Source organism: Elstera cyanobacteriorum (assembly GCF_002251735.1).
GTDB lineage: Bacteria > Pseudomonadota > Alphaproteobacteria > Elsterales > Elsteraceae > Elstera > Elstera cyanobacteriorum.
Map to the genome: position 1 here is coordinate 339,754 of NZ_NOXS01000032.1, position 19,871 is coordinate 359,624.

20 protein-coding genes are annotated in these 19,871 nt (G+C 60.5%); 7 read left to right on the top strand and 13 right to left on the bottom strand.

The genetic code is table 11. The features are described 5' to 3' along the window. Positions 1 to 2 precede the first annotated feature (2 nt). Positions 3 to 785: a flagellar type III secretion system pore protein FliP gene (gene fliP / locus CHR90_RS10795; RefSeq protein ID WP_094409000.1), complete on the top strand. Its 783-nt coding sequence runs from the start codon at positions 3 to 5 to the stop codon at positions 783 to 785. Between the two features lie 114 nt (positions 786 to 899). After that, entirely contained in the window at positions 900 to 1,787 is an 888-nt protein-coding gene (locus tag CHR90_RS10800; protein ID WP_094409001.1) for an EamA family transporter, read from the top strand. Here CHR90_RS10800 and CHR90_RS10805 read toward each other — a convergent pair. From CHR90_RS10805 to CHR90_RS10820, 4 genes are all read right to left on the bottom strand, one after another. Beyond that, the gene (locus tag CHR90_RS10805) at positions 1,753 to 2,421 is read right to left on the bottom strand and encodes an ABC transporter ATP-binding protein (protein WP_094409002.1); all 669 of its coding nucleotides are present in this window, start codon (positions 2,419 to 2,421) and stop codon (positions 1,753 to 1,755) included. The two genes, CHR90_RS10800 and CHR90_RS10805, sit on opposite strands and share 35 nt — an antisense overlap. Then, the gene (locus CHR90_RS10810) at positions 2,414 to 3,658 is read right to left on the bottom strand and encodes a lipoprotein-releasing ABC transporter permease subunit (protein ID WP_094409003.1); all 1,245 of its coding nucleotides are present in this window, start codon (positions 3,656 to 3,658) and stop codon (positions 2,414 to 2,416) included. The genes CHR90_RS10805 and CHR90_RS10810 overlap by 8 nt, the downstream gene beginning before the upstream one ends. Positions 3,659 to 3,830: 172 nt before the next feature. Continuing rightward, positions 3,831 to 5,144, bottom strand: a complete 1,314-nt coding sequence (gene proS, locus CHR90_RS10815; RefSeq protein ID WP_094409004.1) for a proline--tRNA ligase — start codon at positions 5,142 to 5,144, stop codon at positions 3,831 to 3,833. Positions 5,145 to 5,236: 92 nt separating this feature from the next. Next, a complete protein-coding gene (locus tag CHR90_RS10820; RefSeq protein WP_094409005.1) occupies positions 5,237 to 5,737 on the bottom strand; it encodes a hypothetical protein in 501 nt (166 codons plus the stop codon). 501 nt (positions 5,738 to 6,238) lie between these two features. Here CHR90_RS10820 and CHR90_RS10825 point away from each other — a divergent pair. The 5 genes from CHR90_RS10825 to CHR90_RS10840 all read left to right on the top strand — a co-directional run bounded on the left by CHR90_RS10825 (position 6,239) and on the right by CHR90_RS10840 (position 10,324). Continuing rightward, on the top strand, positions 6,239 to 7,090 hold the full coding sequence (locus tag CHR90_RS10825; RefSeq protein ID WP_170941372.1) for an aminoglycoside phosphotransferase family protein: 852 nt from the start codon (positions 6,239 to 6,241) through the stop codon (positions 7,088 to 7,090). 47 nt (positions 7,091 to 7,137) lie between these two features. Beyond that, entirely contained in the window at positions 7,138 to 7,506 is a 369-nt protein-coding gene (locus CHR90_RS10830) for a hypothetical protein (protein ID WP_094409007.1), read from the top strand. A gap of 123 nt (positions 7,507 to 7,629) precedes the next feature. After that, entirely contained in the window at positions 7,630 to 8,193 is a 564-nt protein-coding gene (locus CHR90_RS10835) for a GNAT family N-acetyltransferase (RefSeq protein WP_094409008.1), read from the top strand. A gap of 153 nt (positions 8,194 to 8,346) precedes the next feature. After that, positions 8,347 to 8,556 (top strand): hypothetical protein, encoded by a 210-nt coding sequence (locus CHR90_RS19225; protein WP_141210927.1) that lies wholly within the window; start codon positions 8,347 to 8,349, stop codon positions 8,554 to 8,556. 268 nt (positions 8,557 to 8,824) lie between these two features. Beyond that, the gene (locus CHR90_RS10840) at positions 8,825 to 10,324 is read left to right on the top strand and encodes a hypothetical protein (RefSeq protein ID WP_094409009.1); all 1,500 of its coding nucleotides are present in this window, start codon (positions 8,825 to 8,827) and stop codon (positions 10,322 to 10,324) included. Positions 10,325 to 10,362: 38 nt separating this feature from the next. Here CHR90_RS10840 and CHR90_RS10845 read toward each other — a convergent pair whose 3' ends face one another. From CHR90_RS10845 to kdsA, 9 genes are all read right to left on the bottom strand, one after another. Further along, positions 10,363 to 10,803, bottom strand: coding sequence for a type II toxin-antitoxin system RatA family toxin (locus CHR90_RS10845; RefSeq protein WP_094409010.1), 441 nt, complete (start codon positions 10,801 to 10,803; stop codon positions 10,363 to 10,365). Positions 10,804 to 10,809: 6 nt separating this feature from the next. Then, entirely contained in the window at positions 10,810 to 11,766 is a 957-nt protein-coding gene (lipA, locus tag CHR90_RS10850; RefSeq protein WP_094409011.1) for a lipoyl synthase, read from the bottom strand. Between the two features lie 96 nt (positions 11,767 to 11,862). Beyond that, positions 11,863 to 13,278, bottom strand: coding sequence for a dihydrolipoyl dehydrogenase (lpdA, locus tag CHR90_RS10855; RefSeq protein ID WP_094409012.1), 1,416 nt, complete (start codon positions 13,276 to 13,278; stop codon positions 11,863 to 11,865). A gap of 10 nt (positions 13,279 to 13,288) precedes the next feature. Then, positions 13,289 to 14,584, bottom strand: coding sequence for a pyruvate dehydrogenase complex dihydrolipoamide acetyltransferase (locus CHR90_RS10860; protein ID WP_094409013.1), 1,296 nt, complete (start codon positions 14,582 to 14,584; stop codon positions 13,289 to 13,291). 12 nt (positions 14,585 to 14,596) lie between these two features. Continuing rightward, positions 14,597 to 15,955, bottom strand: a complete 1,359-nt coding sequence (locus CHR90_RS10865) for a pyruvate dehydrogenase complex E1 component subunit beta (RefSeq protein ID WP_094409014.1) — start codon at positions 15,953 to 15,955, stop codon at positions 14,597 to 14,599. Positions 15,956 to 15,958: 3 nt separating this feature from the next. Continuing rightward, positions 15,959 to 16,981 (bottom strand): pyruvate dehydrogenase (acetyl-transferring) E1 component subunit alpha, encoded by a 1,023-nt coding sequence (gene pdhA, locus CHR90_RS10870; protein ID WP_094409015.1) that lies wholly within the window; start codon positions 16,979 to 16,981, stop codon positions 15,959 to 15,961. 180 nt (positions 16,982 to 17,161) lie between these two features. Beyond that, positions 17,162 to 17,509, bottom strand: coding sequence for an FtsB family cell division protein (locus tag CHR90_RS10875; RefSeq protein WP_170941373.1), 348 nt, complete (start codon positions 17,507 to 17,509; stop codon positions 17,162 to 17,164). A 141-nt stretch (positions 17,510 to 17,650) separates the two neighbouring features. Further along, entirely contained in the window at positions 17,651 to 18,931 is a 1,281-nt protein-coding gene (gene eno / locus CHR90_RS10880; RefSeq protein WP_094409016.1) for a phosphopyruvate hydratase, read from the bottom strand. A gap of 82 nt (positions 18,932 to 19,013) precedes the next feature. Beyond that, on the bottom strand, positions 19,014 to 19,871 hold the full coding sequence (kdsA, locus tag CHR90_RS10885; protein ID WP_094409017.1) for a 3-deoxy-8-phosphooctulonate synthase: 858 nt from the start codon (positions 19,869 to 19,871) through the stop codon (positions 19,014 to 19,016).

A 19,871-nucleotide genomic window follows, 5' to 3' on the forward strand; every position in this document is an offset into this window, starting at 1 on the left:
CCATGCGCGTCCCGCCCGCGTCCCTGCTAAAGATCGCCGCCAAATGGAGCGCGATTTACGGTCTGGTCAGCCTTGTCACCCTCATTGTCATGCTGTGGACCGACCCGGCGATGGCGCAAGCCCTAACGCTCGACCTCGGCGACGGCGGCGGCAGCACCACGGGCCGCATCATTCAGACCCTGGCGGTGATGACGGTCATCAGCCTCGCCCCGTCGATTCTGATGATGGTCACCTCCTTCACCCGCATTGTGATTGTTTTGTCGCTGCTGCGAAACGCCCTCGGCGTGCCGCAGTCGCCGCCGAATTCCGTCATGGTGGCGCTGGCCGTGTTTCTGACCGGCTTCATCATGCAACCGACGCTGGAGCAGGCGTACAATCAGGGGCTACGCCCGCTGATCGCCGAGGAAATTACCGAAACCCAGGCACTCGACCGGACCATCGAACCGCTTCATGGGTTCATGATCCGCCATGTGCGCGAAAAAGACCTGCGGTTGTTTTTCGACCTCGCCCGCGTCGAACCGCCCGCCGCCGCCGCGCAAACGCCACTGCGCGTGCTAATTCCGGCCTTTATGATCAGCGAGTTGCGCCGCGCCTTTGAAATCGGCTTCCTGCTGTTCATCCCCTTCCTGGTCATCGACATGGTCGTTGCCTCCATCCTGATGGCGATGGGGATGATGATGCTGCCGCCGGTGATCATCTCGCTGCCATTCAAGCTGATCTTCTTCGTGCTGGTCGACGGCTGGTATCTGGTCGCAGGCAGCCTCGTGCGAAGTTTCAACGAGTGAGGCTGCGGGGCGCTGCCCCTATATTGCCTCGGGGACAATTCCCCGCTGGACAGGTGGAACTTAGGGCGCTTGGGTTAAGGGCGTTATCTATCGTGTCGCCATCCGAGGCCGATCATGCCCTTCGCCCATTCCGCCCTCGCCCTATTCGTTGCTGCCGTCTGGGGGTTTAACTTCGTCGCCATCAAGGTTGGCCTGAATGGCATGCCGCCGCTGTTTTTCTGCGGCGTGCGTTTTGCCATTGCCGCCCTGCCGCTGCTGTTTCTGCGTGGCGGGCCGCCGGTGGCGTGGCGCTATGTGATCGGTATCGGCGTTGCCCTCGGCGTCGTGAAATTCGGTCTGCTGTTCACCGCCATTAAGATTGGGATGGGCGCCGGTCTCGCGTCGCTGCTGATGCAAAGCCAAGTGTTCTTTACCATCCTGGCGGCAGCCTTCCTGCTGGGCGAGAAGGTGAAGCCGGTGGCGCTGCTGGGCATGCTGATCTCGGCGGGTGGTCTTGCCGTCCTGGCGATGGATTTGCCGCTCGGCACCAGCCTGATCGGCTTCGGCATGGTCATTCTGGCCGCAATGTGCTGGGCCGTGTCGAATATCCTGACCAAACAATCGGGCAGCCAAGATGCTTTCCGACTGATTTCCTGGGTCAGCCTCGTGCCGCCGCTGCCGCTGCTCGTCTTATCCTATTTCATCGAAGGGCCGCAGGCGATCAGCGCCGCCGTGACGGAGGCAACGCCGCTGACCGTCGGCGCGTTGCTCTATGTCGCCGGGCCGTCCACGATCCTGGCCTTTGCGGTATGGAGCTGGCTGCTGCAGAAATATTCCGCCGCCAAGGTCACGCCCTTTGCCCTAGCCGTGCCGATCTTCGGCCTACTGTCGGGCGCCGCCTTCTTGGGCGAGCATCTCGACGCGATGACCCTCGCCGCCTGCGCGCTGGTCTTCGCCGGGTTGGCGCTGACGATCCTGTCGCCGAACCTCAAGCTGGGACGACAGCCCCATCCCGCAGCGTAACCACCCGGTCCATCCGCCGCGCCAGATCGAGATTGTGGGTCGCGATCAGCGCGGCAAGGCCGGTGGTACGCACGAGGCGCAAGAGTTCGGCGAAAACCCCTTCCGCCGTACCGGGGTCGAGATTGCCAGTCGGCTCGTCGGCCAGCAGCAGCTTTGGCTGATTGGCGATGGCGCGGACGATGGCGACGCGCTGCTGCTCCCCGCCCGACAGCTTGCCGGGGCGATGGTGCAGCCGCTCCTTCAGACCAACGATCGACAGAAGCTCCGTCGCCCGCGCCGCCGCCGCCTTCCGCCCGACGCCGCCAATCATCTGCGGCAGCACGACATTTTCCAGCGCCGAAAACTCTGGCAGCAGTTGGTGGAACTGATAGACGAAGCCGATGGTGCGGCGGCGCAGCTCCGTCCGCCCAGCGTCGTTCAGCTTGGCGCTCGCCTGCCCGTCGATTTCAATTTCCCCGGCGGTCGGGCTATCCAGCAGCCCCGCCATATGCAGCAGGGTCGATTTCCCGGCGCCGGAGGGGGCGATCAGCCCAACCATTTCCCCGGCATTCAGGGTGAAATCGACGCCCTTCAGGACGGTCAGCGCGCCATAGGAACGCTCGACCCCGCGTAGGACGAGAACCGGCTTACTCATAGCGCAACGCCTCCACCGGGTTCAGCCGGGCCGCGCGCAGCGCCGGATAGATCGTCGCCAGCAAACTCAGACTGAAGGCCATAACCACGACTTGCAGCACCTCCGCTGGGTCCATCTTGGCGGGCAGGCGCGAGAGGAAATAGATTTCCGCCTGGAAAAGCTGTGTGCCGGTCAGGTTTTGCAGGAACTGGCGGATGCTTTCGATATTCTCGCAGAACAGCACGCCAATCAGCAGCCCTGCCGCCGTGCCAATAATGCCGATGCTGGCGCCCGACAGTAGGAAGATGCGCAGGATCATCCCGCGCGTCGCCCCCATCGTCCGCAGCACGGCGATGTCGCGGCCCTTATCCTTCACCATCATGATCATCGAGGAAATGATGTTGAAGGCCGCCACCAGGATGATCAACGTCAGGATCAGAAACATCACATTGCGTTCGACCTGGATCGCATTGAAAAAGCTGGAATTTGCCTGCTGCCAATCCACCGCCCGCACCCCCGGCGGCACGAGGCCGGAGAGCAAATAGGTCATGGTCGCCGCCCGGTTCGGATCGGTCAGCATAATCTCGATGCCCGATACCGCCTGCGGCAGCCGGAAGAACACCTGCGCGGCGCTCAGCGGCGCATAAACATAGGTGTTATCATACTCGTACATGCCGACTTCAAACACACCCGCCACCCGGTAGGTCTTGATACGCGGCACGGAACCAAAAGCGGTGCTTTCCCCACGCGGGCTGAGAACCGTAATCGGATCGCCGAGGCGCAGCCCCAGGCGATAGGCCATGCGGCTGCCGATCAGCACCCCATCCTCGCCCATCTCATCGATACTGCCCTGGCGCACCGCATCGGCGATCAGGCGGCGGGCGCGCAGATCGTCGGTGCTCATGCCGCGCACCAGGGCCCCGCCCGCTACACCATTGGCGCTGACCATCACCTGGCCCTCGACCATCGGCGCGGCAAAGACTACCCCGTCCATTCCGCGCAACCGCGCGACCAGCTTATCGGCGTCGGGAATAGCCTGCCCCGCCGGGGCGCTGATGGTGATGTGGCCATTCAGCCCCAAAATCCGCCCCAGAAGTTCCGCCCGGAAACCGTTCATCACCGCCATAACGATAATCAGCGTCGCCACGCCCAGCGCGATGCCGAGCAGCGAGAACCACGCGATGACGGAAATAAACCCTTCCTGCCGCCGGGCCCGGAGGTAGCGAAAGGCGACAAGCCGTTCAAACGCCGAGAACATTTATTCCGCCCCGCTGTCTACAAATCGATCAAGGGATCGCCCCCTATGCCCCTTACGCATCCCGTTCGACGGCCCTGTCTTTGCAAGCAAATTCAGGCATTTCTATGAAGGTGGGAGCGCCAAGGGGGAGACCCCTTGGCTTGGGTTCAGCGGCAAGCCCCTGATAAATCGCTTATGCCCCCACCCGCGCTAAAGCGTCGGTGACGGAGAGTTCGTCGCGCTGGCCGGTGCGGCGGTTCTTCACTTCGACGACGCCTTTTTCCAGCCCGCGCGGGCCGATGATGATCTGCCAGGGCAGACCGATCAGATCGAGGTCGGCGAATTTCACGCCCGCCCGTTCGTCGCGGTCGTCGTACAGTACGTCGATCCCCTTGGCGGTCAGCGCCGCATAGATTTCCTGCGCCTTCGCGTCCGACGCGGCATCGCCCGCTTTCATAGTGATGATGCCGACGTGATAGGGGGCAACCGCTTCCGGCCAAATAATCCCGGCCTCATCATGGCTGGCTTCGATAATCGCCCCCAGCAGGCGCGAGACGCCCACCCCGTAAGACCCCATATGCATCGGGGTCGTGGAGCCATCGGCCAGGGTGATGGTGGCATTCATCGGTTTTGAATATTTTTCGCCGAAGTAGAAGATATGTCCCACTTCGATACCGCGTGCCGAATGCAGCCGGTCCGCCGGGATCGGCACGGCGTTGGGATCGTGCTTTTCTTCGGTCGCGGCATAGAAACCGGTCGCCCAATCGACGAAGGATTGCAGTTCTTCCGCGCTCTTGGGTGCCTTATCCAGCACGTCGAGGTCGAGCCAATCCTTATCGCAGAACACCTGGCTTTCGCCGGTCTCGGCCAGAATGATAAACTCGTGCGACAGGTCGCCGCCGATCGGGCCGGTATCGGCCTTCATCGGAATGGCCTTCAGCCCCAAGCGGGCATAGGTGCGCAGATAGGCCAAGAACTGTTTATTATAGCTGACGCGGGCGGAGGCTTCGTCGAGATCGAAGGAATAAGCATCCTTCATCAAAAACTCGCGGCCCCGCATCACGCCAAAGCGCGGGCGCACCTCGTCGCGGAACTTCCACTGAATATGATAGAGATTAAGCGGTAACTGCTTGTAGGACTTAACAAAGGTGCGGACGATATCCGTCAGCATTTCTTCGTTCGTGGGTCCGTACAGCAACTCGCGCTCGTGCCGGTCGGTAATGCGCAGCATTTCCTTACCGTAATCATCATACCGGCCGCTTTCGCGCCACAGGTCCGCCGATTGAATGGTCGGCATCAGCAGTTCGACCACGCCCGCGCGGTTTTGCTCCTCCCGCACAATGGCTTCCACCTTGCGCAGCACGCGCAGGCCCAGCGGCAGCCAGGTGTAAATCCCGGCGCTCTGCTGGCGGATCATCCCGGCGCGCAGCATCAACCGATGCGAGGCGATCTGCGCTTCGGCGGGGTTTTCTTTCAGGGTGGGCAGGAAAAACTGGGACAGGCGCATGAAACGTCTCAATGCTTATAGGAATGGCCGGGCGCGACTTTAGGCGGCGCAGACAGGCTTGTCCACGCCGAAGCCGCCGTGAAAAATCAGGATTAGCGGTAGCCCGCCGCGCGGCAGCGTTCGATTAACTCGTCATTGCCGCCGCTCAGCGGGCGACCGTTGAGCAGGCTGGAGCCATCGGGCGCTATCTGGACCGTGCCGAGCGTCGTCTCCCCCTGCAGCGGCCCCCGCAGACGCCCGCCATAGGCATTGGGATCGACATAGAGCCGGGTGGACGGACTCAGTCCCCCGGCCAGCCCGCCGCCAAACAGCGATCCGCCCGGCAGATCAGCCCCGGCGACGCTGCCGCCAGAGGCGGTAACCCCCGGCTGGTAATCCGGCGACTCCGACGGCGACAATGTCGCCAAAGCCTGACGGCAGATTTCCGGGTCCGGGGCAGCGAGCAGGCTTGGACTGGTGCCACCAATATTCATTTGAAACCGGGGTGCCTGGGCCGAAACACCGCCTGCCCCAGCGCCGACCGCCAAAGCCAGAAGGGTTGTCGCCAAAAACGCCGGTAAGCGCCTATTTTCTGAGCGTTTTTTCATCGTCATAGTGTAGCAGATTCCAGAAAAGAACCCCAGACGGTAAAATCTACCCGGCATAGGCTTTGTAACCGACTGGTTCATCATCTCTTTTTGCCCCGGACTCCGAATTAGGATTCCTATATTGCCAGAGCTTACACAAGCATCACATTTTGACGAAAAAATGGGTGACAGAGCGAATGTTGCGTGCGTATACTCCCTTCAACAAATAAAAAGACTGCGCGACAAAGGCCGCGCAGCCCGAGTTTAGGGAGGAATCGCCACCAGGCGGAGACAAACAGCATAAGCTGTTGTCATAAGAAAAAAATACATTCTGCAGTGCAGCAAGGCAAGAGCTTTTTATAGTTCTTGCCAATTTTTTCGTCTTTTTTCAGGGGCTTGGCTCCAAATTAGGCGATTCGATTATTTTTTGATCACCCAGCGCCCATCGGGCGGGCAACCCCGGTTTGACGCGCCCCTATGCCCCGCCGACTGCTTGCCGTTCCCCTGGGTTTCCGGCAGGCTGCGGCCATGCCAGTATCGAGACTATCCCCCGCCGATCAGGCGGCTGTCATTGCGATAACCGGCCCGTGGGACGAGCTACGGGCGAATACGGATGGCACCGCCGCCGATGTCCTGCACATCAATGGGACTTGGGTCTTGCGCCAAGCGCGCCAGGATGCCGCCGCCTTCGACCGGGAAACCGCCTTGCTGACGCGGTTAGCCGCGCGTCTGCCGCCCGCCCTCGCCGCCTTGTTACCGGTTCCCAAAGTCAGCGGCCCCGGTTGGCACCTCTGCCGTCACCTGCCGGGCGTGCCGAGCAGTCGGCAGAGCCTCGCCGCCCTCTCTCCCCAAGCGCGAGGACGGTTTTTCAATGGTTTCAGCACCCTTTTGGCTGGCGTTCATACGTCGCCAGAGGGGGATTATGCCGCCGCCACCCCCCATTCCCCCGACCAATGGGCCGCCGTTCGGGCGGAAGCGGAAGCGCGGCTCTTCCCGCTCCTATCCCCCGCGCTCGCCGCCGATCTGCGCGCGGCGCTGGCGGAGATTGGCGCCAGTCCCTTAGCGATGAATGGCCCGGCCCTGATTCATGATGATTTGCACCCGGCCCATATTCTGCACGATCCGGCCACGGGGGCGCTCACCGGGCTTCTCGACTTCGGGCGCAGCGGGCGCGGCGATGCCGCCGTTGATCTGGCAGGGCTACTCTATAACTGGGGGCAGGCAACCCTGCGTGCGCTCGACTATCCCGGTCTTGCCGACCTTTTGCCGCGCGCCCGCCGCCTCGCCCGGACCTATGAACTGCAATGGGCCCTCGAAGGGCTGCGGCACAACGATCCGCGCTGGTTTCTCTATGCCTTAGGCGCGGCGAAAGACTTCTGACGCGCAAGGCTGGTATTTGCCGCAAGGGCGCGATAAACTCCTAACAAATGGTTAGAAAAACGCCCCGCCCGCCCGAAGAAGCCCGCGCCATCGCCCGGGCCCTCCGCAAGCGTTTCATCACCCCGGAAGTCGAAGCCAAGGCGCAGGAAACCCTGAAACGCCTGAACATCGATCCGGCCCTGCTGCTCGGCGGCAAACCTAAACCGGTAGAAACCGCACCGGTCAAGGAACCGTCGAAAATGGCGATGTTCTGGGGACGCGGCAAAAAAGAAACCACGACGGCCGCAGTGCGCGAGCGCGAGGGGATTGTTCTGCCCGAAAGCGATAAGCCGTTCACCGAGGAAGAAAAGCGCAAGGCCCAGGCGGTTCTGGCGATTTTCAAGGAACGCTATGGTACGCCGGACAAGACAAATTAAATAAGTCTCATGGAATAGATAATTCAGCGCCATTTTGACTAATTCAATTAGACACTCTTGAGCGGGTCTTCTTTACCAAGGGAGACTCGTTCCAGCAAATCTCCCAAACAAAGAACTACTAAAATGACTAACAAGAATGATTTTATTCCAGATACGAGATCGGGATCAATGCTGAGTCGTGAGTTTTCAGTTGGTCGCCTCAGACGGCTTAAAAAGTCTGATCTCGAGCAATTCCAACTTTACAGAAACGATCCGGTTGTTGGTAGGTTTCAAGGCTGGGAACCTATGCCATCAGATAAAGCACTGGATTTTCTGAATGAAATGGAGTTATGCCCTCTATTTCAAAATGGCACTTGGACACAGATTGGGATTTCAAACCTTGAGACTGATTCTTTGATTGGTGATATAGGTATCTACATTTCAGATGACTCTTTGAGCGCTGAGATTGGATTTACGTTATCTTCCGAAAATCAAGGAAAAGGAATTGCTTACGCAGCCGTCCAAGAAGCGATAAAATTTTTGCTTGAGACTACGTCGATCGAGAAAATTACCGCAATTACGGATAGCAGAAACATAAAAAGCACTTCCCTCCTAAATCGCCTAGGTTTCAAATTCAAATTTTCGAAGGAAGTAGAGTTTCGAGGCGAATTTTGTCTGGAATATAATTTCGAACTTTTAAAAATTTAAATAAAGACCTACTATTTTTACGAAAACGACATGGAATTCATCAGAAAACCTTAATTCTGAACCTTCAAATGTAACCCCCCATTTCTATACTTCGATCTCAAGATAAGCCTAGCCATACAGCGCCCGCGCCCAGCCCTCGAAGGCTGCCACCATGTGTCTCAAGGCTTTGTTAAACAAAGTTTCGATGATCTGATGTTCTGGGAACTCGGCAAAAAAGAAACGACAACGCCTGCCGTGCGCGAACGCGAAGGGATCATTCTGCCCGAAAGTGATGAGCCGTTCACCGAAGAAGAAAAGGGCAAGGCCCAGGCCGTGCTAGCGATTTTCAGGGAACGCTATGGCACGCCGGAGAAGCCGAATTGAGGCATCTGCCTCAATGTGCTCAATTTTAAGTCCGTATTTTTAAAAAGCTTATGAATTTTAGATAGCATTCGCCTGATTAGGATACCTATGGCATGATCGGAAGCGCACTCATGCCGTGGGAGGAAGCTTTATGCGCCTAAAATATACCCTAGCGATTGCTGCTGTCTTTTTTTCTACGCCCCTTGTAGCGCCCAGCGTAGCCCTCGCACAAAATACAATTGCTTGCCCGTTTAGTCTTGCAAGCCCGTCGCTCCCCTCGCAGTTCGTTGTGAGCGGTGCCGTCGATGTCCAAATCACCGCTGATTGCGCCGCTTGGCAGCAGTTCGTCTACCTGAATTGGCAGGCCGCAAGCGGCCAAACCGTCCCGGACCCGGCGGTCCCGGCGAGCCAATTCGGGATTCTTCCAGCGGGGGCAGCAACGGTTTGGCAGAGCTATGTTCCGTCGAACAGCTTATTTCAACCGGTTAGCCCGGCAGAGCGGCAAACGCCGCCGCCGCTGATGCTGAAGGCGATTTCCAAGTACGGTAATATCACGATCAGCGGGATTGATCAGGCCAGCGGCCCGGTCTGGCTAACGGGCCAGAATCAGAATCTGACCTATTATGATGTTCGGTCCAACCCGAACGAAGTCGCCTATATCTCAACGGTTTCGGCAGGCCCGCTGAATACCGCTTCGGCCCAGTTGGCCTGCGTGAACGCGGTTCCTGCCGGGCAAACCACGGGCGGCTTCCGGCTGCCAATGGGGTATAAGAATGATACCGACTGCAACGGCACACCAGCGACCTATGGTGATGATACCGGCACGATCGAGTTAAAGGCCGCTTGGCTGGTTCTGACCGCAGGCGACCCGAACAATAGCCGCTATTTGACGGCCCAAGCACAAGTGACCGATCCCTTCGGCGTTACCACACAGCAAACGGTTGGCCTCGTCGGTCTGCATATCATCCGCCGCCTTCCCGGGGCCAGCCAGATGCTCTGGTCCACCTTCGAGCAGGTGGATAATTCGCCGGACTATAATCTGACGACGAAAACCGCGTCCGATCCCCGCACGGCCACCGGCGCCCCGCGCAACGCCCGCAGCAGCTATACTTATTTCAATGCCGCCTGCGATCCCAGCAAGGACACGGTCTATCAGTGCGTTGTGAATGCCCAACCGGGCGCCCCCTGCCCGACGAGCGCGGGGCGGACCAGCACCGATCCAACCTGCTATCCCTATTCAGCGCCCCAACAAGTCGGTCGGACCACGCCATTGGAGTTCCGCGCAGATGGCATCAACGCCTGGATTTGGTCGCAAATCCCGCAAAATTCGGTCTTCCAATATTATCGGCTGATCGACGTGCAATGGCCGAATAATCCGCAGCCGCCCTTGCTCTCCGGGGCGCTAACCGCAGGGGTTCAGGTCGGATCGACCACGGTTCCCTATCCCACGAATATGGTACCGAACCTCTACGTCAATGATCCCAATACCCGGGTGATTGCGAATACGACGATGGAAACCTATGTCCAGGCCGGGGCAGGCTCTGCCACGGGCACCTGCATGGATTGCCATGCCAGCGCTGGGATTTCCGCGCTTACCCCCGGCAGCAATAGCCTTCAGGCCACCCTGGTTCGGAAGAAGATCGGTAACCGCTTTTTCTCTGTCACGCCCTTTGCGTCAGTCCCGACCCCGCCGCCGGGTACCAGCCCGCAAGCTACGATCCCGCAGGGGGATTATCTATCAAGCTTCTCGTTTATATTCTCGAACGCCACAATCAAGGCGACGCCGTAACGGTTATAGGGGGGGAGGTTTCCGCCTTCTCCCCTCTTTCAGCCATACAGCGCCCGCGCCCGACCCTCGAAGGCCGCCACCATGCGTTTCACGGCTTCGTTAAACAAAGTCTCGATAATCTTTTGCAGCATTCTATTGTGGAACTCGAAGTCCACGAAAAAATCCAACTCCGTCGCGCCCGGCGTTTCGGGAACGGGGTGGAACATCCAATGATTGTTGAGATATTTAAACGGCCCTTCCGCATAGGCCACATCGATGCGGAAGGCGCCCGGGTTTAGCGCCACATTACTGGTAAAGCGTTCGCGCACCAGCTTATAGCCGATGATCAAATCGGCGCGGATATGGGCGTCGGTCTTTTCGCGGATGCGGGCAGCGAGGCACCAGGGTAGAAACTCCGGGTACTTCGCCACATCCGCAACCAAATCGTAAAGCTGCTGCTGCGTATACGGCAGCACGCGCCGTTCGGCGTGGGTGGGCATCGGGGATTACGCCGATGCCTTCGCCAATTGCACGTCCCGCGCGGCCCGCATCTGCTCGAAATCCTCACCCGCATGGTAGGAGGACCGGGTGAGCGGCGAGGATGCGACCATCAGGAAGCCCTTGCCGTAGGCGAGGGTTTTGTAGCTCGCGAACTCGTCGGGCGTCACGAACCGGTCCACCGCCGCGTGCTTCGGCGTTGGCTGGAGGTATTGGCCGATGGTGAGAAAATCAACTTCCGCCGCGCGCAGATCGTCCATCACCTGCAAAATCTCTTCTCGGCTCTCCCCAAGGCCGACCATAATGCCGGACTTGGTGAAGATCGACGGGTCGAGCCGCTTCACTTCCGACAGCAGACGCAGCGAATGGAAGTAGCGCGCGCCGGGGCGGATGCTGGGATAAAGGCGCGGCACGGTTTCGAGATTATGGTTGAACACATCGGGTCGGGCTTCGACCACGGTTTCAATCGCGCCGTCTTTGCGCATGAAATCCGGGGTTAGCACTTCGATGGTCGTCGTCGGTGATCCTAAGCGAACAGCGCGGATAACGCGGGCGAAATGATCGGCGCCGCCATCGTCGAGATCGTCGCGGTCGACCGACGTGATGACCACGTGCGATAGGCCCATACGCGACACGGCTTCGGCCACATGCTCCGGCTCGTGCGGGTCAAGCTTATCGGGGCGGCCCGTCGCAACATTGCAGAAAGCGCAGGCGCGGGTGCAGACATTGCCCAAAATCATCACGGTCGCGTGCTTCTTGGCCCAGCACTCGCCGATATTCGGGCAGGCCGCTTCCTCGCAAACCGTGTTCAGCTTCAGATCCCGCATCATCGTGCGGGTCTGGTTATATTCTTGAGAGACCGGGGCTTTCACACGGATCCAGTCCGGCTTGCGCTGGATCGGATTATCCGGCTTATGCGCCTTTTCGGGATGGCGAAGCGCGGCGGCGGCAGCCTTATCGGTCATATCATATCCCCTCGCGGTGCGATGCCCGCGTCTTAACGGCTGGATGACGGTAGGGCAAGCGCCCCACCGTCATGCCTGCCGTGTTCCTCACACGCTTTAGAAATGGATCACCCGACCGTAGGCGTCCAGTACCGACTCGTGCATCATTTCCGATAAAGTCGGATGCGGGAAGACGGTGTGCATCAGTTCCGCTTCCGTCGACTCGAGCGTCCGGGCAATCGTATAGCCCTGGATCATTTCCGTCACTTCCGCCCCGACCATATGCGCGCCCAAAAGCTCGCCGGTCTTGGCGTCGAAGACGGTCTTCACCATGCCCTCCGGCTCGCCCAAGGCAATCGCCTTGCCGTTGCCGATGAAGGGGAAGCGCCCAACCTTCACCTGATAGCCCGCCGCCTTGGCTTTGGCTTCGGTCAGACCGACCGAAGCCACCTGCGGCGTGCAATAGGTGCAGCCTGGGATATTGCTGGTATCGAGCGGATGCACATGCTTACCAGCAATCGCTTCGACGCAGATCACGCCTTCATGGCTCGCCTTATGGGCCAGCCACGGCGGCCCCGCGAGATCGCCGATGGCATAGACGCCCGGCTCCCCGGTGCGGCAATGATCGTCGATGACCACATGGGTCTTCTCGACCTTCACCGCCGTGCCTTCAAGGCCGATATTCTCGACATTGCCGACGATCCCGGCGGCGACGATGACGCGATCGACGGTGATCTGCTGGGTTTTGCCGCCCTGCTCCACCGTCACGGTGACGTTCGTCGCGCCTTTGGTCACGCCCTTGGTCACCGCGCCGGTGAGGATCTTCATCCCCTGCTTCTCGAAGCTCTTCTTAGCGAAGGCCGAAATCTCTTCGTCTTCCGCCGGAAGAATCCGGTCCACCATCTCCACCACGGTCACTTCGGCGCCCAAGGTGCGGAAGAAACTGGCGAATTCGATGCCGATGGCGCCGGACCCAACGACCAGCAAGGACTTCGGCATCACATCGGGAACCAGGGCTTCCTTATAGGTCCAGATGAACTTGCCATCCGGCTCTAACCCCGGCAGCACGCGCGCCCGTGCCCCGGTGGCGAGGATGACGTGCGGCGCGGTGATCTCGCCCGTCGCTGCCCCATCCTTGCCGACCAGCGCCACCTTGCGGTCGGCCCCGGCCTTGCCCGCCAGCTTGCCGAAGGCATCGAAGACGGTAACCTTGTTCTTCTTCAACAGGCCCTTCACGCCGCCGGAAAGCTGGCCTGCAACCTTGCGGCTGCGTTCCACAATCTTCGGCAGAACGGCGGAAACTTCGCCCTTCACTTCAAGCCCAAAGTCCTTGGCGTGCTTGATGAAGTTGAAGATTTCCGACGACCGCAGCAGCGCCTTGGTCGGAATACAGCCCCAATTGAGGCAGATGCCGCCCAGATGCTCGCGCTCGACCAGCGCAACCTTCATACCAAGCTGCGAGGCGCGGATCGCGGCGACATAGCCGCCCGGTCCGCCGCCGACGACGATCAGATCGAATTTGGTGTCAGCCATGATCGTCCCCTTACAACATCATCGACAGCGGATCTTCGACCAGACCCTTGAAGGCTTGCAGCCATTCCGCCCCCAGCGCACCATCGACCACGCGGTGATCGACCGACAGGGTACAGCTCATCTGGGTTTCCACCGCCAGCGCGCCATTGCGCACCACCGGCCGCTGTTCGCCCGCGCCAACGGCGAGGATGCAGGACTGCGGCGGGTTGATGATTGCCGCAAACTCGCGAATCCCGAACATGCCGAGGTTGGAGATGGAGAAGGTGCCGCCGGTGAACTCTTCCGGCTTCAGCTTCCCGGCTTTCGCCCGCGCGGCCAGATCCTTGATCTCCGCAGAGATTTCGGCGAGGCCTTTCTTATCGGCATCGCGGATGATCGGCGTGATCAGCCCACCCGGGATCGACACCGCAACCGCGATATCGACGCCCTTGAACTGCATCAACCCTTCGTCCGACCAGGCGGCATTCGCGCCCGGAACCTTCTTCAAGGCGAGGGCGGAGGCGCGGATGATCATGTCGTTGACCGACAGTTTCACCCCAGACTTTTCGCCGCGCACATTCAGGTCGGTACGCAGCTTCAGCAGCGCATCGAGGCCCACGTCCACCGTCAGGTAGAAATGCGGCACATTCTGCTTCGCTTCGGTCAGGCGGCGCGCGATGGTTTTGCGCATCGAGGAATGCGGCACCAGATCGAAGGCCGGCAGCCCGAAGGTCTGCACCGGGGCGGGCGCGGCTTTCGGGGCCGCTGCGGGGGCTGCCGCCGGGGCCGGGGCGGCCGCCGCGACTGGGGCCGCCGCCGCAACCGGACCGCGCGCCTTAGCGGCTTCCACATCGGCCTTGACGATCCGCCCGTTGGGGCCGGTGCCCTTAACGGTCGCCAGGTCGATCCCGGCCTGTTCGGCCAAACGCTTGGCCAGCGGGCTGGCGATCGTGCGCGCGCCGTGCGACACCGCGGCGGCGGCAGGAGCCGCCGCCGCAGGAGCCGAAGCAGGCGCTGCCGCAGCCGGGGCAGCCGCAGGGGCCGGAGCCGCTGCAACCGGCGCCGATAGGGCAGAGGCCGACTCGCCCTCTTCCAGCAGCAGGGCGATGGGTTCATTCACCTTCACGCCCTGGCTGCCTTCGGCGACCAGAATCTTGCCCAAAGTGCCTTCATCGACGGCTTCGACTTCCATCGTCGCCTTATCGGTTTCGATCTCGGCGAGCACGTCGCCCGCTTTCACCGCGTCGCCTTCCTTCTTGAGCCAGCGGGCGAGATTACCCTCGGTCATCGTCGGCGACAGGGCGGGCATCAGGATTTGAATTGGCATGGCGCGCCCCCGTTAACGGTAGCAGACCGCCCGCGCCGCCTGGACGATATCGTCCACGCTCGGCAGGGCGAGTTTTTCGAGATTGGCGGCATAGGGCAGCGGAATATCCTTGCCGGCTACGCGCGCCACCGGGGCATCCAGCAGGTCGAAGCCCTGCTCCATGATCTGCATGCCGATTTCAGAGCCGACCCCGGCGAAGGGCCAACCTTCTTCCACCGTCACGCAGCGGTTGGTCTTGGCGACCGAGGCGAGGATCGTGTCCATATCGAGCGGGCGGATGGAGCGCAGATCGATGACTTCCGCTTCGATCCCCTGGGCCGACAGGGCTTCCGCCGCCGCCAGCGCATGGCGCACGGTGATCGAGAAGGCGGTGATCGTCACATCCTTACCCGGACGCACGACCTTGGCCTTGCCGATGGGAACGATCCAATCGTCGGTATCCGGCACTTCGAAGGAGGCGCCGTACATGATTTCATTTTCAAGGAAAATGACCGGGTTCGGATCGCGGATCGCCGACTTCAGCAGGCCCTTAGCATCGGCAGCGCTATAGGGCGCGACAACTTTCAGGCCGGGGCAATGGGCGTACCAAGAGGCATAGCACTGGCTATGCTGGGCCCCGACGCGCGACGCCGCCCCGTTCGGGCCGCGGAAGACGATAGAACAGCCCATCTGCCCGCCCGACATGTAGAGGGTCTTCGCCGCCGAATTGATGATCTGGTCAATCGCCTGCATGGCGAAATTGAACGTCATGAATTCGACAATCGGCTTCAGGCCCATAAAGCCCGCGCCGACGGCAAGCCCAGCGAACCCATGCTCGGTGATCGGCGTATCGATCACCCGGCGGGCGCCAAATTCCTGCAGCAGGTTTTGGGAAACCTTATAGGCCCCCTGATATTCTGCCACTTCTTCGCCCATCAGGTAGACGGCGTCGTTAGCACGCATTTCTTCGGCCATCGCGTCGCGCAGGGCTTCGCGAACGGTCTGGGTCTTGGTCGGACCGGACCATTCCGGTTCGGCGGCCACCGGGGCCACCGGCGCGGCGGAGATCACTGCCGGGGCGGCAACGGGCGCGGACGCCGGGGCGGCTGCCGGGGCCGGGGCGGCCTTCGGCGCATCCGACAGGCTTTCGCCCTCTTCGATCAGCACGGCGATGATGGTATTCACCGCCACATTTTCCGTGCCCTCGGCCACCGTGATCTTGGCCAGAATGCCTTCATCGACGGCTTCGACTTCCATCGTCGCCTTATCGGTTTCGATCTCGGCCAGCACATCGCCCGGCTTAACGCTGTCGCCTTCCTTTTTCAGCCAGCGCGACAGTTTGCCTTCGGTCATGGTCGGCGACAGGGCCGGCATTAGAATATCAATTGCCATGATTTAGGCCTCGATCAGAACATCGGTGTAGAGTTCGGACGGATCCGGCTCGGGGCTGGACTGCGAGAATTCGGCGGCATCGGTAACGATGTCCTTGATCTCCCGGTCGATTTCCTTCAGCGCCGCTTCGTCGGCATGGCCGCCGTCCAGAATGAGTGCACGGAGCTGATCGATCGGATCATGCTGCTCGCGCATCTTGCTCACCTCTTCCTTCGTCCGATACTTGGCCGGGTCGGACATGGAATGACCGCGATAGCGGTAGGTGTTCATTTCGAGGATATAGGGGCCGTTGCCCGCCTTGCAGTGTTCGACCGCGCGCTGCGAGGCTTCCTGCACGGCGATGACGCTCATGCCGTCCACGGCTTCGCCGGGGATCCCATAGGCCGCGCCGCGCCGGAACAATTCCTGCCCTGCCGCCGACCGCTGCACCGACGTGCCCATCGCGTACTTATTGTTTTCGATGACGTAGATCACCGGCAGCTTCCACAGCGCTGCCATGTTGAAGCTTTCGTACACCTGGCCCTGGTTCAGCGCCCCATCGCCCATATAGGCGGCGCAGACATTGTTCTGGCCCTTGTACTTGAACGCGAAGGCGATGCCGGTGCCCAGCGGCACCTGGGCGCCGACGATACCATGACCGCCGTAGAAATTCTTTTCCTTGGAGAACATGTGCATTGAGCCACCCTTCCCCTTGGAATAGCCGCCGATGCGCCCAGTCAGTTCCGCCATCACGCCGCGCGGGTCCATCCCGCAGGCGAGCATATGGCCATGATCGCGGTAGGAGGTGATCACCGCATCTTCCGGCGTCAGCGCCGCCTGCATGCCAATCACGACCGCTTCCTGGCCGATGTAGAGATGGCAGAAACCGCCGATCAGGCCCATGCCATAAAGCTGCCCGGCCTTTTCTTCAAAGCGGCGGATCAGCAGCATGTCCTTATAATATTTCAACAAAACTTCAGCCGAAGGCTCGGGTGCGGCGGCGTTCGCCCCTCCCGCTGTTTTGGATGCGCGCTTGGCGGTCGTCATACTATGGACCTCCTGGTGTCGGGAGACGCAATCAAGGGGCAAAAAAACGCCCTATCGCTCCCTGTCTAACCCGGTCCCACCGCGCTTGCAAGCGTCGCAAGGTCTTGTAATTTCACGAGAAATCGATTGTCATCTTGAAGGTGGTTAACAGTCTATTTCGCAGTTGCAAAAGCCAAAGGCTTAATTCGTTGTGATTTCAGGGGGCAGGCTCTGCGGGCGCTGCAACATGATCTGCACTTCATCCTTCCGGCCAAAATTCAATAGGACTCGCGCGCGTTCTTCTAAAAGGTCAGGATCGAGCTGATCCGGCCGCATCAGCGCGACCCGCTTTTCCAAAGTTTCACGTTCGGCATGAATGAGGTCGCGGGTAATCTCCGCCTTGCGGATTTCCTGTTGTACTTGCAGATAGGCCAACAACCCCCGATCACCATGCACCGCATGATAGGCGAAATAAGCGACGAAGGAGGCCCCGAGCAACGGGGCGACCACGGTATGCGCTTTGCGCTTCAGGATGGTCAGGACAGCCATGACTCGAAAGAATCATAAGAGAGTCAGTGGGTCAACAGGATTATCTCAGAAACGAGTCCAGACTCAAAAATTCATATATCGAGTCGATATAAAATATTCGAAAAGAAGGGGCTGACCTGACGTCAGCCCCCTCCTCACTCTTTAGCGCTGCTTAAACGCGGCGCGGCCCGGATAACGGGCGCTGCTATCGAGCTGCTCTTCGATTCGGATCAGTTGATTGTACTTCGCCATGCGATCCGAGCGCGACAGCGAGCCGGTCTTGATCTGGCCGCAGTTGGTGGCAACCGCGAGGTCGGCGATGGTCGCATCCTCGGTTTCGCCCGAACGGTGCGAGAGGATCGAGGTATAGCCCGCGCGATGGGCCATTTCCACGGCTTCCAGGGTCTCGGTCAGCGTACCGATCTGATTAACCTTCACCAGGATCGAATTGCCGACGCCCTTGTCGATGCCTTCGGCCAAGCGCTTCGGGTTGGTGACGAAGAGATCGTCGCCGACCAACTGCACTTTACCGCCCAAACGGTCGGTCAGCAGCTTCCAGCCCGCCCAATCGTCTTCGGCCATACCATCTTCGATGGAGATAATCGGGTAGCGGGCGCAGAGGTCGGCGTAGAAATCGACCATCCCGGCGGCGTCGAGGGTCTTGCCTTCGCCTTCCAGCTTATAGGCGCCATCCTTGAAGAATTCCGACGAGGCGGAGTCGAGCGCCAGGGCAATATCGTCGCCCGGCTTATAGCCCGCCGCTTCGATGGCCTTCATGATGAACCCAAGGCTATCATCGGCATTGGCGAGGTTCGGCGCAAAACCGCCTTCATCGCCAACGTTGGTGGCATAGCCCTTGTCCTTCAACTGCTTCTTCAGCGCGTGGAAGACTTCGGCGCCCATGCGCACGGCGTCCGACAGGCTGGGGGCGCCGACCGGGACGATCATAAATTCCTGGAAATCGAGCGGATTATCGGCATGGGCGCCGCCGTTCAGCACGTTCATCAGCGGCACCGGCAGGGTGCGCGCGAAAACACCGCCGACGTAGCGATAGAGCGGCAGGCCGTTATCATCGGCCGCGGCATGGGCAACCGCGAGGCTGACGCCGAGGATAGCGTTCCCGCCCAGGCGGCTCTTGTTCGGCGTGCCGTCGAGATCGATCAGCAGATTGTCGATGGCGATCTGTTCTTCGGCTTCTTCGCCGACCAGCGCGTCGTAAATTTCGGTATTAACGGCGTCCACGGCCTTCAGCACGCCCTTGCCGCCGTAGACGGACTTATCGCCGTCGCGCAGTTCCACCGCTTCGTGGGTACCGGTCGAGGCGCCCGAGGGCACGGCGGCGCGGCCAAAGGCGCCGGTTTCCAGATAGACTTCCACTTCGACCGTCGGATTGCCGCGGCTATCGACGATTTGGCGGGCGTGGATGTCGGTAATGGCAGACATTGCGGACGCTTCCTTTCGTTGGGAACGGGTCGTTAAGCCGACACGAAAACGGGGCCGTTGTGGCCCCGTTTGCGCGCTGTAGTCAATTGATTCCGTACTCCATGACCCCTCGGGCCTTGGCCAACCGGTCGAAGGCCTGAAGATCGGCCAGCAGCGCTTCCAGCTTATCGATCGGCACCATGTTCGGCCCGTCGGAGGGGGCGCGGTCCGGGTCTTGATGGGTTTCGATGAAAACCGCCGCAACCCCAACGGCAATCGCCGCGCGCGCCAGGGTCGGCACGAACTGCCGCTGCCCGCCGGAGGTTGCACCCTGCCCGCCGGGCTGTTGCACCGAATGGGTCGCGTCGAACACCACCGGCTGCCCGGTTTCCGCCAGCACCGGCAGACCGCGCATATCGGAAATCAGGGTATTGTAGCCGAAGGACGCCCCGCGCTCGCAGACCATCGCGTGCGGATTGCCGGTGGCGGCGATCTTCGCCACGACGTTCTTCATATCCCAGGGGGCGAGGAACTGGCCCTTCTTCACGTTGACCGGCTTGCCGGTTTCCCCCGCCGCGACCAAAAGATTGGTTTGGCGGCACAGGAAGGCCGGAATTTGCAGGACATCGACGGCCTGGGCGGCAATCGCGCATTGCTCCCGCTCGTGCACATCGGTCAACACCGGGCAACCGAAGGTCTGGCGGATATCCGCCAGAATATCGAGACCGTCCACGATCCCCGCCCCGCGCTGGGCCGCGACCGAAGTGCGATTGGCCTTATCGAAGGAGGATTTATAGATCAGCCCCATCCCAAGCCGTCCAGTGATCTCCACCAGTGCCGCCGCTATTTCGTGCGCGTGCTGGCGGCTTTCGATCTGGCAGGGTCCGGCGATCAGCGCCAATGGCGCATCATTGGCAACCACGAAGGGCGCTGAACCGCTAAAGGCAATCCGATGGGTCAT

Bases quoted from the DNA above. Each gene is read 5' to 3' on its own strand.
- CHR90_RS10820 (WP_094409005.1), bottom strand. From the start codon at position 5,737: ATGACGATGAAAAAACGCTCAGAAAATAGGCGCTTACCGGCGTTTTTG.
- fliP (WP_094409000.1), top strand. From the start codon at position 3: ATGCGCGTCCCGCCCGCGTCCCTGCTAAAGATCGCCGCCAAATGGAGC.
- CHR90_RS10800 (WP_094409001.1), top strand. From the start codon at position 900: ATGCCCTTCGCCCATTCCGCCCTCGCCCTATTCGTTGCTGCCGTCTGG.
- CHR90_RS10805 (WP_094409002.1), bottom strand. From the start codon at position 2,421: ATGAGTAAGCCGGTTCTCGTCCTACGCGGGGTCGAGCGTTCCTATGGC.
- CHR90_RS10865 (WP_094409014.1), bottom strand. From the start codon at position 15,955: ATGGCAATTGATATTCTAATGCCGGCCCTGTCGCCGACCATGACCGAA.
- pdhA (WP_094409015.1), bottom strand. From the start codon at position 16,981: ATGACGACCGCCAAGCGCGCATCCAAAACAGCGGGAGGGGCGAACGCC.
- CHR90_RS10875 (WP_170941373.1), bottom strand. From the start codon at position 17,509: ATGGCTGTCCTGACCATCCTGAAGCGCAAAGCGCATACCGTGGTCGCC.
- CHR90_RS10825 (WP_170941372.1), top strand. From the start codon at position 6,239: ATGCCAGTATCGAGACTATCCCCCGCCGATCAGGCGGCTGTCATTGCG.
- eno (WP_094409016.1), bottom strand. From the start codon at position 18,931: ATGTCTGCCATTACCGACATCCACGCCCGCCAAATCGTCGATAGCCGC.
- lipA (WP_094409011.1), bottom strand. From the start codon at position 11,766: ATGACCGATAAGGCTGCCGCCGCCGCGCTTCGCCATCCCGAAAAGGCG.
- CHR90_RS10830 (WP_094409007.1), top strand. From the start codon at position 7,138: ATGGTTAGAAAAACGCCCCGCCCGCCCGAAGAAGCCCGCGCCATCGCC.
- lpdA (WP_094409012.1), bottom strand. From the start codon at position 13,278: ATGGCTGACACCAAATTCGATCTGATCGTCGTCGGCGGCGGACCGGGC.
- kdsA (WP_094409017.1), bottom strand. From the start codon at position 19,871: ATGACCCATCGGATTGCCTTTAGCGGTTCAGCGCCCTTCGTGGTTGCC.
- CHR90_RS10835 (WP_094409008.1), top strand. From the start codon at position 7,630: ATGACTAACAAGAATGATTTTATTCCAGATACGAGATCGGGATCAATG.
- CHR90_RS10810 (WP_094409003.1), bottom strand. From the start codon at position 3,658: ATGTTCTCGGCGTTTGAACGGCTTGTCGCCTTTCGCTACCTCCGGGCC.
- proS (WP_094409004.1), bottom strand. From the start codon at position 5,144: ATGCGCCTGTCCCAGTTTTTCCTGCCCACCCTGAAAGAAAACCCCGCC.
- CHR90_RS10860 (WP_094409013.1), bottom strand. From the start codon at position 14,584: ATGCCAATTCAAATCCTGATGCCCGCCCTGTCGCCGACGATGACCGAG.
- CHR90_RS10845 (WP_094409010.1), bottom strand. From the start codon at position 10,803: ATGCCCACCCACGCCGAACGGCGCGTGCTGCCGTATACGCAGCAGCAG.